This window comes from Nannocystis sp. RBIL2 (assembly GCF_026626745.1).
In the GTDB taxonomy this organism is placed as follows: domain Bacteria; phylum Myxococcota_A; class Polyangia; order Nannocystales; family Nannocystaceae; genus Nannocystis.
The window spans coordinates 976,416-993,252 of sequence record NZ_JAPNJW010000001.1 but is presented as its reverse complement, the minus strand read 5'-3'; the positions used below and the strand labels follow the sequence as shown (position 1 = coordinate 993,252).

14 protein-coding genes are annotated in these 16,837 nt (G+C 73.5%); 7 read left to right on the top strand and 7 right to left on the bottom strand.

Translation table 11 applies throughout. The features are described from left to right. Positions 1 to 4: 4 nt before the first annotated feature. The 5 genes from OV090_RS03960 (at position 5) to OV090_RS50450 (ending at position 6,649) form a co-directional block, all read left to right on the top strand. Positions 5 to 1,051 carry a serine/threonine-protein kinase gene (locus OV090_RS03960; RefSeq protein WP_267702122.1) on the top strand — a complete coding sequence of 349 codons (1,047 nt, stop codon included), beginning with the start codon at positions 5 to 7 and terminating at the stop codon, positions 1,049 to 1,051. A gap of 13 nt (positions 1,052 to 1,064) precedes the next feature. Continuing rightward, the gene (locus tag OV090_RS03955) at positions 1,065 to 1,892 is read left to right on the top strand and encodes a purine-nucleoside phosphorylase (RefSeq protein WP_267702121.1); all 828 of its coding nucleotides are present in this window, start codon (positions 1,065 to 1,067) and stop codon (positions 1,890 to 1,892) included. A 45-nt stretch (positions 1,893 to 1,937) separates the two neighbouring features. Beyond that, a complete protein-coding gene (locus tag OV090_RS03950) occupies positions 1,938 to 2,171 on the top strand; it encodes a hypothetical protein (RefSeq protein WP_267702120.1) in 234 nt (77 codons plus the stop codon). A 64-nt stretch (positions 2,172 to 2,235) separates the two neighbouring features. Beyond that, positions 2,236 to 3,297 carry a hypothetical protein gene (locus OV090_RS03945; RefSeq protein WP_267702119.1) on the top strand — a complete coding sequence of 354 codons (1,062 nt, stop codon included), beginning with the start codon at positions 2,236 to 2,238 and terminating at the stop codon, positions 3,295 to 3,297. A 418-nt stretch (positions 3,298 to 3,715) separates the two neighbouring features. Further along, a complete protein-coding gene (locus OV090_RS50450) occupies positions 3,716 to 6,649 on the top strand; it encodes a DEAD/DEAH box helicase (protein ID WP_267702118.1) in 2,934 nt (977 codons plus the stop codon). 145 nt (positions 6,650 to 6,794) lie between these two features. On the opposite strand, the gene OV090_RS03935 is transcribed toward OV090_RS50450, so the two are convergent. The 6 genes from OV090_RS03935 to OV090_RS03910 all read right to left on the bottom strand — a co-directional run bounded on the left by OV090_RS03935 (position 6,795) and on the right by OV090_RS03910 (position 13,971). Continuing rightward, complete coding sequence (locus OV090_RS03935; RefSeq protein ID WP_267702117.1) at positions 6,795 to 6,944, bottom strand: hypothetical protein; 150 nt, start codon at positions 6,942 to 6,944, stop codon at positions 6,795 to 6,797. A 56-nt stretch (positions 6,945 to 7,000) separates the two neighbouring features. Continuing rightward, on the bottom strand, positions 7,001 to 8,356 hold the full coding sequence (locus tag OV090_RS03930) for a VCBS repeat-containing protein (protein ID WP_267702116.1): 1,356 nt from the start codon (positions 8,354 to 8,356) through the stop codon (positions 7,001 to 7,003). Between the two features lie 348 nt (positions 8,357 to 8,704). Then, positions 8,705 to 9,907 carry a sigma-70 family RNA polymerase sigma factor gene (locus OV090_RS03925; RefSeq protein WP_267702115.1) on the bottom strand — a complete coding sequence of 401 codons (1,203 nt, stop codon included), beginning with the start codon at positions 9,905 to 9,907 and terminating at the stop codon, positions 8,705 to 8,707. Positions 9,908 to 9,928: 21 nt separating this feature from the next. Continuing rightward, positions 9,929 to 11,290: a hypothetical protein gene (locus OV090_RS03920; protein ID WP_267702114.1), complete on the bottom strand. Its 1,362-nt coding sequence runs from the start codon at positions 11,288 to 11,290 to the stop codon at positions 9,929 to 9,931. A gap of 359 nt (positions 11,291 to 11,649) precedes the next feature. Beyond that, on the bottom strand, positions 11,650 to 12,651 hold the full coding sequence (locus OV090_RS03915; protein ID WP_267702113.1) for an ABC transporter substrate-binding protein: 1,002 nt from the start codon (positions 12,649 to 12,651) through the stop codon (positions 11,650 to 11,652). Positions 12,652 to 12,921: 270 nt separating this feature from the next. Next, complete coding sequence (locus tag OV090_RS03910) at positions 12,922 to 13,971, bottom strand: aldo/keto reductase (protein ID WP_267702112.1); 1,050 nt, start codon at positions 13,969 to 13,971, stop codon at positions 12,922 to 12,924. A 145-nt stretch (positions 13,972 to 14,116) separates the two neighbouring features. Here OV090_RS03910 and OV090_RS03905 point away from each other — a divergent pair, with 145 nt between their 5' ends. Together OV090_RS03905 and OV090_RS03900 are read left to right on the top strand one after the other, a co-directional pair. Next, positions 14,117 to 15,481 (top strand): DHA2 family efflux MFS transporter permease subunit, encoded by a 1,365-nt coding sequence (locus OV090_RS03905; protein ID WP_267702111.1) that lies wholly within the window; start codon positions 14,117 to 14,119, stop codon positions 15,479 to 15,481. A gap of 13 nt (positions 15,482 to 15,494) precedes the next feature. Continuing rightward, on the top strand, positions 15,495 to 15,950 hold the full coding sequence (locus tag OV090_RS03900; RefSeq protein WP_267702110.1) for a helix-turn-helix domain-containing protein: 456 nt from the start codon (positions 15,495 to 15,497) through the stop codon (positions 15,948 to 15,950). A 74-nt stretch (positions 15,951 to 16,024) separates the two neighbouring features. On the opposite strand, the gene OV090_RS03895 is transcribed toward OV090_RS03900, so the two are convergent. Then, positions 16,025 to 16,813: an ABC transporter permease subunit gene (locus tag OV090_RS03895; protein WP_267702109.1), complete on the bottom strand. Its 789-nt coding sequence runs from the start codon at positions 16,811 to 16,813 to the stop codon at positions 16,025 to 16,027. Between the last annotated feature and the right edge of the window lie 24 nt (positions 16,814 to 16,837).

Here is a 16,837-nt window from a genome sequence, read left to right as displayed (position 1 = left end):
GGCGATGTCGTCGGTTCCGACCCAGATCGGCCCCTACAAGGTCAAAGGCCTCGTCGGCAAAGGGGCCATGGGGGAGGTCTATGAGGGCGTCGACGCCGGTCTCGGCCGGCGGGTGGCGATCAAGATCCTCGGCAAGAAGCACCGCGAGTCCGAGGAGTTCAAGACGCGGTTCCTCCGCGAGGGCAAGGCCCTGGCGCAGATGAATCACCCCAACGTGGTGGCGGTGTACTTCATCGGCGAGCACGAGGACCGGCCCTTCCTGGCGATGGAGTTCCTCGACGGCGAGGACATCGGCGCGATGCTCAAGAAGCGGGGCGCGCTGCACCCGGGCGACGCGGCGGAGGTCATCCGCCAGGCGGCGATCGGGCTCGCCGAGACCCAGCGCGTGGGCGTCGTACACCGCGACGTGAAGCCGTCGAACCTGGTGGTGACGTCGACGGGCATCGTCAAGGTGACCGACTTCGGCCTGGCCAAGGCGCTGCAAGAGGACCTGTCGATCACCGCCACCGGCGTGTTCGTCGGCACGCCCGACTACCTCGCGCCCGAGCAGGCGATGGGCAAGGAGGTCGACGCGCGCGCCGACGTCTATGCGCTCGGCTGCTCGCTGTTTCACATGTGCAGCGGTCACCCGCCGTTCCGCAAGGGCGGCCAGGACGACCACTACACCGCGGTGGTGCGCCGCCACCTGCGTTCGGAGCGGCCCGAGCTCAAGTACGAGATCAAGGGCTTCGACGAGGCGCTGTCCGACCTGTGCCGGCGCATGATGAGCCGCCGACCCGACGTGCGCCCGTCGTTCGAGGAGCTCAAGGTCGGCCTCACCGAGATCTCGAAGCGCCTCGGCGGGCAGGTGCCCCCGCGTCACGCCGACGTGGAGCTGCGCTCGCCCGAGGAGATCAGCGAGAAGATCCGGCAGGAGCAGAAGAAGACGCCGCCCGGCACGACGCCCGGCTCGCCGCCGAGCGGGGCGACGCGGACGACGATGATCGCGGTCGGCATCGGCGTGACGATCGGCATCGCCCTCGGCGTTGTGCTGGCCGTGATGAGCCTGTAGAGCTTGGCTCTGCATGCTGCTCCACTCGGAAGACCCGCACTACCACCGCGCCGCCGAACACCTGCGTGAACGCCTCGAGGGCGCCAAGATCGACTGGGTCGTGGTGTCCGGCTCCGGCTTCGTCGGCATGGCCGGCGACGGGCCCGACGGGCTCGGGATGGCGGTGGAGGGCTCGATCCCGCTGCGCGGCCTCGGCCTGCCGGTGCCCACGGTGGCCGGCCACGGCACGGCGCTGGTGTTCGGCACCGTCGGCAAGCTGCGCGTGTGCGTGCAGACCGGCCGGATCCACCCGTACGAGGGTCACCCGATCAACGTCGTCACCGCGCCGCTGTGGGCCATGCTGGCCAACGGCGCCCGCGGGGTGTGCCTGACCTGCGCCGTCGGCGGGCTCGACCCGGCGCTGCGCACCGGCCAGGTGGTGCTGCTCAAGGACCAGATGAACCTGTTCGGCCCGACCCCGCTGGTCGGCGCCCGCTTCATCGACATGAGCCAGCTGTACAGCCCGCACCTGCGCGCGCGCCTGCAGGCGATCGACCCCGGGCTCGGCGCGAGCAAGCTGGCCGAGGTGGTCTATGCCCACGCCCGCGGCCCGCAGTACGAGACCCCGGCCGAGACGGCGGCCCTGCGCTCGCTCGGCGGCCAGGTCGTCGGCATGTCGACGACCTACGAGGCGATCCTCGCCGCCGCCCACGGCGCGGCGGTCTGCGGCGTCGGCGTGGTCACCAACGCGGCCAGCCAGGTCGGCCTGAACCACGAAGAGGTCCAGGAGCGCACGCGCGCGGCCAAGCCCCAGGTGGCCAGCCTGCTGCGCGGGCTGCTGGCGCAGTCGCCTGTCGCTTGAGGCATGTCCTGATAGGCATGCTCGAAAGGGCATGCTCGAAGGGGCATGGCCGTTAGAGCATGTCTGGATGAACAGGCTGCGGAACGGCTCTATCGCCTGCTCGAGCACCTGAACGCGTTCGCCCACAACCCGATGCACTGGCGCGACCCGCAGGAGGTCGACACGTGGATCACCCCCGAGGTCTACGCGGAGCTGAGGCACGCCTGTCACGAGGTCGCGGGCGCATGGTTCCCTGTCGATCCGGAGACCGGCGAGGTCGTGGGGCCGAAGGGGACGTAGATCGGCGCAGGCGAGCGCGTCCGCGAGCCCGCACGTGCCCCTGGGCATGGTATGACCGGGCGTCGTGAGCCTGAAGCCCGAGCGGATCGCGGCCGCAGCGCGGGCCCGGCAGGTGGCCTTGCTGGGGCTCCTGGCGGCGCGGGCCGACGCGATCGGCGAGTCGCTGGCGCGCACCCACGGGATGGTCGCGTGGGATCGGCACAAGACGATCGGCAAGTTGCAGCGCGGGCTGTGGGCGCTCCGTGAGCAGCGCTTCCACGGGCTCGGGGGGCCGCCCGCGCGGGTGTGCGAGCGCAAGGACCAGCCGCTCGAGAGCCTGCTGATCGTCAGCACGCTGCTGCGCCAGGGCCGACGCGTGCACCTCGAGGTCGAGGCGGGCGCGAGCGCGGTGGTGCCGGAGCTGCTGGCCGAGCTGCGCGACGAGCTGTCGCGCGAGCAGGCCGGCGAGGCGCTGACGATCGGGGCGGCCGGCGAGGCGGCTCCGGACGAGGTGCTCGCGTGGGAGCGAGTCGGGGTGACGCCGGCGCGGCCGCGGGTGGCGGCGGTGCACGCGGACGCGGACCGCGAGCTGGCCGCGTACGCGCTGGCGCTGTCGGGGCTGCGCCGCGGCGGGGCCGATCCGCGGCGCATCGTGCAGGCGTTCGTGGCGGGGCCGCTCGAGCGCCTCGAGCGGCACCTGCACCGGCTGTGGGTCGGCGCGGCGTTCGGGCCGCCGGATGACCCGGAGATGTTCGCGGGGCCGGTCGAGCCGGCCCTGGCCGAGGTGTACCGCGCCGCCCTGGCCGCGTGGTCGGCTGTCCCCGGGGCCAGGGTGCTCTGTCCCGGAGGACAGCTCGAGCGCCCGGGCGATCCGCGGACCTACCTCGCGCCGGCGCTGCTGCGCGCGCCGCCGATCGAGCCGCCCCCCGCCCACGCTGGGGCGATAGGTCCGCTGGTGGTGCTGCACCCGTGCGAGCCGGCCACGCTCGACGCGGCGCTGGCGGCCTGTCGCGCCCGCGGAGACGTGATCCAGCCGCTCGGGCCGGAGGCGTGGCGCCAGCGCGTCGGCACCCCGCCGATGGCGCCGCTGCAGCCGCTCGCGCTGGGCCGCCTGCCGCCCGGTCTGCCCGAGCCGCGGCCGACGTGATCGCGAGCGTGTCGAGCGGGGTGGTGACGGGTCGGGGCGTCGTCATCGCGCATTACCTGCCCGCGTCGACGCGCTCGCGTCCGTCTCGCAGTCCATCCAGGCCGTGGACGACCGGAGGTGCGGAGGCACGTAGCTCGAAGACGCGTGTCTCGGCGACGGGGCTGACGCGGGCCTCGAAGCAAAGCGGGCCTCGAAGCAAATCGGGGCGCTGACCTTTCGAGTCGGTCAGGAAAGGCGGCGTCGAGTTCGCGGGTCGCGGGAGCAGACCGGTCCTCGCGCGGGCTCGGGAGTCACGGGCGAATCGGGGTCGTGGGCGCGGAGGTTGCGGGCGCCCCGCCGGGCCTGTTGCGGGCGCTCTGCGGCCCCGGAGGGGCGAGGCGGCTGACAGCGCAGCCCGGTCGTGCTAGGCGACCGCCCCGTGCGAGCTCTCCTCGATGCAGTGCGCGCCGCGTGCAGCCCCCGCGATTGGTCTCGCGGGGTCGAGCTCGCGCGCGCGGGGGCCGTCGCGGGGGTGCGGCGCGAGCGCGACGAGGTGGTCCTGCGGGTCGCGATCAAGGGCGCGGGCAAGAGCCCGACGGTCGCGCTGTACCCCGGCGACGCCGAGTGGAGCTGCGACTGCGACGACGCCGGCGAGTGCTGCTTCCACGTGGCGGCGGCGACGATCGCCCTCCAGCGCGCGGTCGAGGCCGGTGAGGCGATGCCGCGCGGCAGCGAGCGCGCGGGTCGGGTCGGGTATCGCTTGCGCCGGGCCGAGGGCGCGCTCGAGCTGGTGCGGGTGCGTGTGTCCGAAGGGACAGGTCCCGAGAGCAAGGAGACGCCGCTCGGTTACAGCCTGGCGGCGATCACCGGCGGCAAGGTCGAGGGGCCGGGGATCGTGGCGACCGCGGCCGACTTCGAGGTCGAGGGGGCGCTGGGGATCTACAAGCGCGGTCCGCTGGCGCCGGTGATCACGCGCAAGCTGCTGCCGGCGCTGGCCGGCTGCGAGGACATCACGCTCGACGGCAAGAGGATCAAGGCCGGGGCCGAGCCGGCCGGCTACCACGGGCGGGTGGCGGCGTTCGAGGGCGGCAAGGGCTTCCGCCTGTACATCGTCCGCGACCCGACGATCACCGAGGTGTTCGCGGCCAGCGGGGTAGTGCTGTGCGGCGACGTGCTGCGCTGCTTCGACAACGGCGGCATCGGGCCCAAGGAGGCGGCCGAGCTGCGCGTGGGGCTGCAGTTCTCGCCCGAGCGCGCGGGCGAGCTGGTGGCCGAGGCCATCCCGGCCCTGCGCGCGCGGGTCAAGGCCTTCAAGGAGAAGACCGACCGCCTGCCGGTGCTGTCCGACGCGCGACCGCGGGTGCTGTTCGAAGTCGGGCGCGCGGGCACGGGCATGTCTGTCCTTCCGGTCCTGGTCTACGGGACACCCGAGGCGGCGCGGGTCGAGGCCGGGCGGCTGGTGATCCGCGGGCGCGAGGTGCCGCGCCGCGACGCGCTCGCCGAGGCGTCGCTGGTGCGCCGGCTGAGCGAGCTCGGGCTGCAGTTCGGGCGCACCACCAGCGCCGTCGGGCCGCTGGCGGTCGGCCTGGCCGAGGCGCTGCGCGGGTTCGAGGGCGGCGAGATCGCCGGCGAGTCGCACCGCGAGTTCGTGCGCAAGGGGCCGCTGGCGGCCCGCATGATCGCCGGCGAGGGTGGCCGATTGGGCATTGCCTTCGAGACAGGTTCTTCGGGACATGTCTCGCAGGCGGACGCGCGCCGGGTGCTCGAGGCGTGGCAGGCGGGCGCGACCGAGGTGGTGCTCGACGACGGCGGGGTCGCGCCGCTGCCGGTCGACTGGCTGTCGCGGTTCGGCTCGGAGGTGACGCTGCTGCTGGCGGCGCGCGAGCAGGGCGGCGAGCCGGCGACGTGGGCCCGGCCGGCGCTGGCCGAGCTGTGCCGCGCGCTCGACCACCCGCCGCCGCCCGAGCTGGCGGGGCTGGCGGCGCTGGTCGAGGGCTTCGAGGCGATCCCCGAGACGCGTCTGCCGGCCGACCTGCAGGTCGAGCTGCGGCCGTACCAGCGGCGCGGCGTCGACTGGCTGGCGTTCTTGCGCGAGGCCGGGCTCGGCGCGCTGCTGGCCGACGACATGGGCCTCGGCAAGACGCTGCAGGCGCTGTGCGCGGTGCGAGGCCGGACTCTGGTGGTCGCGCCGACCAGCGTGATCCACAACTGGGCGGCGGAGGCGGAGAAGTTCCGACCTGGCCTTCGGGTCAGCGTGTATCACGGGCCGAAGCGACGCCTCGATCCGCAGGCCGACCTCACGCTCACCAGCTACGCGCTGCTGCGGCTCGACGCCGAGGCGCTGGCCGGCGAGCGCTGGGACGCGGTGATCCTGGACGAGGCGCAGGCGATCAAGAACCCCGAGAGCCAGGTCGCGCGGGCGGCGTTCGGGCTGCAGGCCGACTGGCGGCTGGCGATGACGGGCACGCCGGTGGAGAACCGCCTCGACGAGCTGTGGAGCCAGATCCACTTCATCAACCCGGGGCTGCTCGGCGGGCGCGCGGACTTCCAGGAGCGCTTCGGCCGGCCGATCGGCGACGGCGACCAGGCGGCGGCGCGGGCGTTGCGGCGGCGGATCGCGCCGTTCGTGCTGCGCCGGCGCAAGCAAGAGGTGGCGCGCGAGCTGCCGCCGCGCACCGAGGTGGTGCTGCGCTGCACGCTCGACGCGCGCGAGCGGGCCGTCTACGACGCGGTGCGGGCGGCCACGCACGAGGAAGTGGTGGCCCAGCTGCAGGCCGGCGGCGGGGTGCTCGCGGCCCTCGAGGCGCTGCTGCGCCTGCGCCAGGCGGCCTGCCACGCGGCGCTGGTGCCGGGCCAGTCGGCCACGCGCTCGTCGAAGCTCGAGCTGCTGCTCGAGACCCTGACCGAGGCGATCGCCGAGGGCCACAAGGCGCTGGTGTTCTCGCAGTGGACCAGCCTGCTCGACCTGTGCGAGCCGGGGCTGCAGGCGGCGGGGCTGCCGTTCTGCCGCCTCGACGGCTCGACCCGCGATCGCGCCGGGGTGGTGAACCGGTTCCAGGACCCGGACGGGCCGCCGGTGATGCTGATCTCGCTCAAGGCCGGCGGCACGGGCCTCAACCTGACGGCGGCCGACCACGTGTTCCTGCTCGACCCGTGGTGGAACCCCGCGGTCGAAGACCAGGCGGCCGACCGCGCCCACCGCATCGGCCAGGAGCGCCCGGTGATCGTGCACCGGCTGGTGGCCGAGGAGACGGTGGAGGAGCGGATCCTGTCCCTGCAGGCGCGCAAGCGGGCGATCGCCGAGGCGGCGCTCGAAGACGCGGCGGGGGCGGCGGCGATCACCCGCAGCGACCTGCTGGCGCTGCTCGAGTGAACTCGAGGGCATGTCGATGGGGACATGTCGATTCGGGCATGTCTCTATCGACATGCCCTGTCCGACATGTCCTTTCGCGTGGCGAGCGGGTTCGGACGATTGCGCGCAGAGACGGGAGCCGCCCTACAGGTCGACGGCTTCGCGGTCACCCGCTGACCCCGTCCACCGCGGCGCGGTCGACTTCGACGTCGGCGACTTCGACGGGGATGGCGCCCGCGCCCGAGTTCCGTGAGCCGCGGGCGCGCGCGACCAGCAGGTCCGACGCGGGTCCGAGCGCACGGACCTCGAGCTCCATGACATGTCTTTATGAGTATGTCATAAAAGACATGTATTTATGGACATGACTGTGAGTCACCCGCGGTTGTAGGCGATCGCGACCGCGGCGCTCTCCACGCCGGTGGCGACGACGTCGGGGATGCCGTCGCCCTCGAAGTCGGCGATGTGGAGCGCGTCGCCCTCGTTCAGGACGTCGAGGCCGATCTGCATGTGCTGGGGGAAGCCGCCCTGGCCGTCGCCGCGGCGGAGCGAGCCCATGAAATCGACGCCGCCGGTGACGATGTCGGGGACGCCGTCGTTGTCGAGGTCGCCGGCGGCGAGCAGACGGGCGCCGCAGTTGACCGGGTAGCGAGCGGTGAGCGGGAAGTCGCCGTTCTTCTGCAGGAAGACCACGAGCTCGCTGGTCTCGAACTGGGTGTTGGTGGCGACGCCGGCGATGTCGCCGAAGCCGTCGCCGTCGAAGTCGGCGATCACGAAGTCGTGGAACCACAGCTCGGCCGGCATGCTCGGGGCGGAGGTCGTCTGGAGGTTGCCGTTGTGGCGGACGATCGTGCCGCTGCCGCTCTGGGTGAACACGAAGTCGTCGGCGCGGCCGTCGCCGTGGAGGGCGCCGAGGACGTAGCCCGGCGTGGCCAGCTCGATGGCCGGCCCGACGCTCTCCGTGAAGTCGCCGGTGCCGTCGCCGAGCAGGATGACGAGGCCGTCGAGGGCTTCGGTGTGGGCGAGGGTGATGATGTCGAGGTGGCCGTCGTCGTTCCAGTCGACTGCGTCGAGGGTCACGACGTTCTCCGCGAGGTGGACGATCTGGTCGTCGGCGAGGCCCCCCTCGCCGTCGAGGAAGAGGGCGTGGACGCTGACGCCGTCGGGGCCGAGCGAGTGAGCGAGGACGTCGATGACGCCGTCCTCGTCGAAGTCGCCGGTGGCCCGCAAGACGGGCTGCTCGCCGATCGATTGCGGCCACAGCTTCGTGTCGGTGGTCAGCGGCGCGAACAGCTCGCCCCGGATGGTGTGGTCGCTCAGGGTCAAGAGCAGATCGGCGCCGTGGAGGTCGTCGAGCGGGAGGGCCACGCTCGAGGTGACCGGAAAGTTCCCGAAGCCGAAGGTGCCGAAGAAGCACAGCTCACCGAGCTCGTACTGGCCGTCGCCGCAGGTGGCAGGCAGGGCGTCGTGGACGACGTCGCAGGTGCCGAGCTCGCCGCCGGTGTCGGTGGGATCGATGCCGGTGTCGGTGTCGGGCTCGCCGGAGTCGCTCGTGGGCGCGCCCGAGTCGGTGGAGGGCTCGTCGGTGGTGTCGCCGGGTCCCTCGGAGGTGTTGCCGGATCCGCCGCCGGACGCGTGCTCGCAGTCGCCGATGCAGTGCTTGATATCGAGGTCACAGGCGGGGAGGAGAGAGAGGAGGATAGGGAGGGTCGAGATCGCTGGGATACGCATGGTGGCCTTTCAGCGAGTGAGTGCCTCGGGGCCCGAGGTTCCGTTCGCCGATCTTCGCGCCTTCGATGCGGCGGTGGGCGAGGTCTTCGCGCGCGTCACGGCGTGCTCGCCGGCGCGAGGTGGCGATGTCGACGCTGGACGTCTCTGCAGCGCTTCGTCCCTTCGCCGCGGAGGCGGCGGCAGCAGCGACCGTGCCTGTCCGCAGGGACATGCAAGGCGAGGTCGCGTGGCGCCGGTCGTGGGATGAGATGTCTGGAGGGACGGGTGTCCCTTCAGACATGATATGAATGGACAGGTCGCAAGGGACAGGTCGGCCGAGACCGCGTCGCGGGCCACGGAGCGCCGCGCTCACGAGCGGCACAACGCGGACACCCGCGGGGCCAGGGCGGAGGCGGGCCAGCGGGCGACGAACGCGGCGGCGTCGCGGCGGGCGCGGTCGTGGTCGCCGAGGCGGCAGCGGGCCTCGATGGCGGCGGCGGCGGTCTCCTGGGCGAACACGCCGGCGGGGAAGCGCCGCTGGTGGCGGGCGACCAGCTCGAGGGTGGTGCGGTGGTCGGCGGCGAGCAGGGCGGCGCGGATCGACTCGACGAGGGTGAGCTCGGCGGCCAGCGAGGGCTCCTCGCCGCGAGGGGTCGAGCGTCGCGCGGGCGCGGGGGGAGCGGCCGTGGCGGAGGCGGGCGGGATCGGTGCGGCTGCGGCCGCGAGCGCGACCGACTGCGGTGGCGAGTGCGACTGAGCGGGCGCGGGCTCGTGGGCCGCGGCGACGACCGACTGCGGCGGCTCGGGTGCAGGGCGGCCGAACGCCAGCACTGCGAAGAGGCCGGCGCTGGCGACCGAGAGGCCGACGACCGGGCTGCCGCCGGCGATCGCGGCCGGCGTTGCGACATGGCTTATCGACCATGTCTTTGCGAGCATGTCCCCGACGACAGCCGGATCGCGCGCGGCGGCCAGGCGCCACGGCGGCGGCCAGGGCGGGCCGACCACGACCAGGGCGGCGAGCACGTGGGCGCCCTGGCGCGGCCGGGCCCGGCGGTCGCGGGCGTCGAGGCGGCGGACCATGCGGTCGAGCTCGCGGCGAGCGGCGCGCAGGCGCGAGTAGACGGTGTTGAGGTTGACGCCGAGCTCGGCGGCGATCTCGGGGGCCTGCCACTGCTCGAGCTCGGTCATGACGAAGACGACGGCCTGATCGCGGTCGAGGCCGTCGAGGAAGCCCTGGAGGAGCGCGGCGGCCTCGGCCTGCTCCACGGGGGCCTCGACCGCGGGGGCGAGGACCTCGGCCTCGCTCAAAGCGCAGCGGCGCGGCTCCTCGCGCGCGGCGCTGCGCCGGTAACGGCTGGCGATGCGCCGCGCGATCTCGAACAACCAGGTGCGCACCGCGGCACGCCCGGCGAACTCGGGCAGGCGGCGGTAGACGACCAGGAAGGTGTCCTGGACCGCGTCGTCGACCCGCGCCAGATCGACGCCGAGGTGCCGGATGGTGCGCCAGACGAAGCCGTAGTTCGCGCGGTAGACGGCGGCGAAGTCGGGGAGTGCTTCCTGGGGGAGCGGCACGATCGGGTCTGTCTCCGCGGGTCAGCGATTCCGTGGCCCGAATTGCAGGTCGAGGCCGAAAGTGGTGCGCAGGCCCGCGCGGCCGCCGCGGTACACCTCTTCAGCGCCGACGGTGAAGATCGGGCGGTTGACGGCCACGAGGCCCTCGACGGCCAGCCACAGGCCGAGCGGGCCGGCGACCCGCCAGCGCAGCGCGGGGCCGAGGAAGAAGCTGGCCCACGGGGCCCAGCGCGGGCTCGGGACGCTGACGTCGCGGGCGACGCCGTGGAGCGCGCCGACCTCGAAGCCGGCGCACAGCAGGACGGCGAGCGCCGGGCGCGGGAGCCAGGTCGGACAGATCCGCACGACCCCGCCGAGGCGGTCGAAGCGGCCGCCGGGGCGGTCGCTGAGGCCGGGGAGGATCCGGCCAGGCGCGCCGACGAGGCCGGCCTCGAGGCGCAGGCGCGGCAAGGTGACGCCGCCGAACAGGCCGACGAGGCCCCCGGCGCCAGGGAGGACGCCGACGTCGAGGCCGCCTTCGAGGCGGAGGTGGCCGAGCACGCGCGGCGGTGCGGCTGGCCGGGGCGTTCGCGCGGCGGTGAACTCTGCTGTCTCTTCGGACATGTCCTCGGGGGCGAGCGGGCGCGACGGGCCGGCGGGCGGTCGCGGGGGCGCGGGCGAGGCGAGCCGACCTGCGGGGGAGGGAGGCGGGGCTGGCCGGAAGGACAGGTCGGGAGCGGCGGGGATCGAGGGGGCGCGAGACGGGTCGGACGCGAGCGGGTCAGGCGGCAGGACCGGCCGCGCGGGTAGCTCGGACGGCGGAGCGCTGGATGTCCGCGAGGACAGGTCGGTGGGCGGGGCCGTACCGGACGCGGAGGTCGTGGATGTCCGCGAGGACAGGTCGGCGGGCGGGGCCGTACCGGACGCGGAGGTCGCAGATGTCCGCGGGGACAGATCGGAGGGGCCCGGCGGTGGGATCGTGGCTGTCCCCGGGGACAGGTCGGGCGGCAGGGCCGGGGGCGCGGGCGGGACGACGGCGGGCGCGGGCAAACCGCGAGCGACGGCCAGGGGGTCGAGGTGGATGGCGATCAGGAGGGCGGCGGCGCGCGCGAGGATCGGGCAGCTCTCGGCACGGACGGTGCGACGGTAGTCGCTGCCCCGCCCGCGCAGCACGAGCCGCAGCTCCCATGCCGCGCCGGCGCGGGTGATGAGCCCGCGGGCGCCGGGGCGACCTGGCGCGTCGTCGCCGGTCGGCTGACGCAGCAGGCCGGCGACCATGAGCAGGACGTCGTCGCCGTCGGGGCACTCGCGCGGGGCCTGCCAGGTCAGGTCGACCGGCGGCGCGGCGACCGGCGGCGCGGCGGACGAGAGGCGAACGAACACCAGCGCGGCGAGGGCGAGCAAGCGAGAGTCCTGGCCCGGGTGATCGTGTCCGGGCAGGCGGGGGTCGTCAACTGCCGGCCGGCGAAGGTCGCGGCCGCGCGGGCCGGCGTGTGGACGAGGGGGTCGCGCGGCCGCGTGGGCGGGGCGGCGGGCTCGAAGCTGTCCCTGAGGACAGGTCGTGCGGCAAGGCCCGGGGCGGGACGACGGCGGCCGCGGGCAAACCGCGGATGACGGCCAGGGGGTCGAGGTGGATGGCGATCAGGAGGGCGGCGGCGCGCGCGAGGATCTGGCAGCTCTCGGCGTGGACAACGATCGGGCATGTCTTTAAAGAAATGTCCTGCAGGACATGTCGCTCGGAGCATGCCCGAAGGGTCCGGCGGCTACTTCGCCGGCTTGCGGCCGATCTCGAGGTTGTAGGCGGTGGCCGGGTCGACGGCGCCGGCCTTCAGGAGGCCGAGGTCGACGAGCTGATCGGCGAGCGTCTTCCAGCGGGCCGGGTCGATCGCGCCGATCGTGCCGCCTTCGGGGGCCGCCAGCGGCTTGAGGGCGGCGGCGCCCTTGGCCAGGATCTCGGGGCTGAGCTCGGTGTTGCGGGCGCGGATCTCGGCGTTGGCGGCGCTCGGGTCGCGCAGGTACTGCTCCCACCCGCGCAGGGTCGCGTCGACGACGCGGGCGACCAGCTCGGGGCGGCTCGCCAGCAGCGACTCGGAGGTGACGAGGACGCTGGCGTAGGGGTTGAAGCCGAGGTCGGCGACGAGGATGCAGCGGACCTTGGCGCCCTGCGACTCGGCGATGATCGGCTCGCTGAAGACGTAGGCCTGCTGGACGGCCTTGGGGTCGAGCAGGAACGGGGCGACGCTGCCGCTGTAGGGGACGACCTGGACCGCCTCGGGCCAGCGATACTCGGCGCGCAGGAAGCTGGCGAACGGCTCGCGCACGCTCAGCTGCACGCTGCCGGTCTGGAGGTCGTTGAGGTCGGTGATGCCCGAGGCCTCGTGGACCATCATGCAGCGCGGGCTCTTCTGCAGGCCGGGGACGAGCGCGACCACCGGGGCGCCCTGGGCCCGCGCGAGCAGGATCTCGCTGGCGTCGGCGATGCCGAACTGGACGCGACCCGCGGCCACCTGCGGCAGGACCGGGGCGTCGGGCCGCCCGGGCACGAGCTCGACGTCGAGGCCCTCTTCCTTGTAGTAGCCGTGGACGAGGGCGGCGAAGTAGCCGCCGTGCTCGACCTCGGGGAACCAGTTGAGGGCGATCCGCACCTGCTGCGAGTCCTGCTGGCGGCCGCAGGTGACGAGCAGCAAGCCGAGGCAGGCGACGAGCAGGCGGACGAGGGCGCCGAACCGCGGGCGCGGCGGGACCGGTCGGAGCGGAGCGCGCATGCCGGAAGCGTACACCCGAGCGCCACGGACGCACCAGCGGCCTCGACCGTGCCACGGGGCGCATCCATGGGGGCATGGTCTCGAGGACATGAATAAAAGAGCATGTCCTCGGGGACATGTGAAGTGTGGCGTCCGGCGGGCAGTGCGAGGCAGAAGCTCGCGGGCTCGCGCGGCGGAGCTCCGCGAAGACGGTCTCTCGCGGCGTGGTGCGCTTCCCCGCAGGTGAGTGCGACCCGACCGGAGCGCGGCACGTGGGCTCCGCCCGCCGGTTCAGGCGACGGGGATCGGCGGCGGGACGATGCTGTCGGGCTGGCCGCCGGCGATCCGCGGGCGGCTGCTCTCGACCTGCTGGTGCGGGGTGCCGAGGGCGATCGCGCTGGCGGCGTCGAGGCGGGCGAGCTGGGCCGGCGCGAGCTCGAGGGTGAGCGCGGCGAGGGCGGCGTCGAGATGTGGGCGGGTGCGCGGGCCGAGGATGGGGATCCGCGCGGTCGTGGAGCGATCGGCGTGGGCCAGCGACCAGGCGAGGGCGACCTGGGTCGGGGCGACGCCGGCCTCGTCGGCGACTGCGACCACGGCGTCGAGGATGGCGGTCTCGCGCGCGGTCTTCTCGGTGTGGACGAGCATGCCGAGGCCGGTGAGGCGGCCCTCGTCGCTGGTGCGGTACTTGCCGGTGAGGAAGCCGCCGCCGAGCGGCGACCACAGGGCCGCGCCGAGCCCCAGCGCCTCGGCCATCGGCAGCAGCTCGCGCTCCCCGGTGCGCTCGACCAGGCTGTGCTCGATCTGCACGCCCGCGAGCGGGGTCCACCCGCGCAGCTCGGCGATCGCGTCGCCTCGCGCGACCCGCCAGGCGGGGAAGTTCGAAAGGCCGCCGTAGAGGATCTTGCCGGCCCGCGCGAGGTCGTCGAGGCCGCGCACGATCTCATCGATCGGGGTCAGGCCGTCGGGGAAGTGGACCCAATACAGCTCGATGCGGTCGGTCTTGAGCCGGCGCAGGCTGGCCTCGAGCGCGGCGATCATGGTCTTGCGGCTGTTGCCGGTGGCGTGCAGGCCGCCCCCGACGCCGAGGGTGTACTTGCTGGCGACGACGAAGCGGTCGCGCTCGGCCGCGAGGAACTCGCCGAGCAACTGCTCCGACTGGCCGACCTGGTAGGTGTCGGCGGTGTCGATGAAGTTGCCGCCCGCCTCGGCGTAGGCGTCGAAGATCCGCCGCGCCTCGGCGGGCTCGCTGCCGTGGCCCCAACCAGTGCCGAAGTTGCCGGTGCCGAGGGCGAGCTCGGAGACGCGTAAGCCTGTGCGACGACCGAATGTCCTGTACCGCATCGTGTGCTCCTGAGGTGATTTTTAGATTATGGACGTCATATGGAATCGGCAAGGGGATGGCGCGTGAGTTCGGTTGAATCGGGTCGGGCGGATCCGCGCGGCGAGGGCTTGCGATCCGGAAATTATTCGTTCAATGATTGAACGCATGGAGATGCGTCTGTCCCCGTTGGTCGTGGCCAGCCTGGCCGTGTTCGCGGTGTTCCTCGACACGACTGTGCTGTTCGTGGCGTTCCCGTCGATCGCGGCGACGTTCCCGGCGGTGCCGACAGCCGAGCTGTCGTGGGTGCTGAACGCGTACACGATCGTGTTCGCGGCCGCGCTGGTGCCGTTCGGGCGGCTCGCCGATCGCTGGGGGCATCGGGCGATGTTCCTGGCCGGGTCGATCGGATTCACCCTGGCGTCGCTGCTGTGCGCGGCGGCGCCGACTCCGGGGCTGCTGGTGGCCGCGCGCGTGCTGCAGGCGGCCGGCGGCGCGGCGCTGGTGCCTTCGTCGCTGGCGCTGGTGATGCGGGCGACGCCGCGCGAGAAGCTGCCGGTGGCGCTGGCGGTGTGGGGCGCGACGGGGGCGGTGGCCGGGGCGGTCGGGCCGACGCTCGGCGCGGCGCTGATCGAGGCGTGCGGCTGGCGCTGGGTGTTCGCCATCAACCTGCCGGTCGGGCTGGTGACCGTGCTGCTCGGGCGCCGACGACTGGCCGAGTCACGCGACCCCGACAGCGTGCTGCCGGCGCCGCTCGGGGTGGTGCTGCTGGTGCTCGCGGCGGTGTTGATCACTCTGGCGCTGGTGCTCGGCGAGGCGTGGGGCTGGACGTCGCAACGGACCGCGGCGACTCTGGTGGCCGGCCTGGCGACCCTGGCGGTGTTCGTGCTCCATCAGGCGCGCACGCGGGCGCCGACGATCGATCTGTCGCTGTTCGCGGCGAGCAACTTCCGCTGGGCCAACGCGGCGACGCTGACGTTCGGCGCGGCGTTCACTGCGATGTTCCTGGCCAGCGTCCTGTTCCTCACCGCGGTGTGGGACTGGTCGATCCTCGCGGCGGGCTTCGGCGTGGCGCCCGGGCCGCTGCTGGTGGCGGTGCTGTCACCGCGGTTCGGGCGGCTGGCGGCGCGGATCGGCCAGCGACCGCTGCTTATCGTCGGCGGGCTGTCGTTCGCGCTCGGAGGGCTGTGGCGCCTGCTGATGCTGTCGGCCGAGGTCGACTACGCGATCGACTATCTGCCGTCGATGCTGCTGACGGGGACGGGGGTGGCGCTGTGCCTGCCGCAGCTGTCGAGCGTGGTCGGCCAGGCGCTGCCGGCCAATCGCCTCGGGGTCGGCGGGGCGGTCCACCAGGCGCTGCGCCAATTCGCGGGGACGCTCGGGGTGGCGCTGGCGATCGGGCTGACTGCCGGGGCGAGCGGGCCGGCCGACGCGCTGGCGCGGTTCGACCGGGTGTGGTGGGTGATGATCGCCGGCGGCTTGGCGACCGCGCTGTGCTCGCTGCCCCTTCGGACAGGTCCGGCCCGGGCGTGATACAACGGGCCTCGTGCGGCGCAAGCGACTCGACCGGATGCAGTGCTCGATCGCGCGGGCGCTCGACGTCGTCGGTGACCCGTGGACGCTGCTGCTCGTGCGCGACGCGCTGCTCGGGGTGACGCGCTTCGAGGCGTTTCAGGCGCGGCTGCAGATCCCGCGGGCCACGTTGACGGCCCGCCTGGAGCACCTGGTCGCCGCGGGAATCCTCGAGCGCCGGTCCTATCAGGATCATCCGCCGCGCGAGGAGTACGTGCCGACGGCGAAGGGCCGGGGGCTGCGGCCGGTGATCGTGACTCTGATGCAGTGGGGCGACGAGTTCGCCCGCGAAGACCCACCGCCGACAGTGCTCGAGGACGCCGCCACGGGGCTGCCGATCGAGCCGGTGCTGGTCGACCGCGTCAGCGGGGCGCCGCTCACCGCGCTGCGGGTGCGCGCGGTCGGACCGGTGGTGCCGCGGCGAGGTTGAGGGAGCATGCTCGTTCGAGCATGTCCTCGAGTGCATGAAGGATGGGGCATGTCGGAGGAGACATGCGCGAAAGGTCAGGAGACTGCGAGCTCGCGGCCGCGCCAGCGGCGGAGGGCGAGCTCGCCGAGCAGGGCGACGAGGCCGAACAGCAGCAGGCCGAGCAGGGTGGCGGTGAAGATCGCGGCGAACAGGTAGGCGGTCTGCAGGCGGCCGGAGGTCTGGAGGATGAGGGCGCCGAGGCCGAGCTCGTCGGCGCCGAAGCCGGCGAAGAACTCGCCGACGATGGCGCCGATGACCGCGAGGCCGCCGCTGATCTTGGCGCCGGCGACGAAGTAGGGCAGCGAGCCGGGCAGGCGCAGCTTGAGCAGCAGCTGCAGGCGCGAGGCGTCGCTCATGGCGAACAGCTCGAGCAGCTGCGGGTCGACGCGGACGAGGCCGGTGGTGCCGTTGGTGATGATCGGGAAGACGCTGAGGATCGCGGCGGTGAGGACGACGCTCTGCAGGCCGGTGCCGAACCACACGACGATCAGCGGGGCGACGGCGACGATCGGGACGGTCTGCAGGAAGATCGCGTACGGGTAGAGGCTGCGCGCCGCCGTCTGCGACTGCGAGAACAGGACTGCTACCAGGCCGCCGACGACGAGGCTGGCCCCGAGGCCGCCGAGCGCGCCGAGGGCGGTCAGCAGCGCGGCCTGGGCGAGCTCGCCGACGTGGGCTGCGGCCTCGCGTGCGACCTCGGCCGGGGTCGGCACGAGGTAGGCCGGCAGCGCCAGGGCGCTGCAGGCGAGCTGCCACAGGCCGAGGAGGGCGAGGAAGACGAGGAGCGGCGGGAGCGCGGCTCGAGCGGCCGATGCGAGGGACATGCGAGGAGGCAGAGAGGAGAGGAG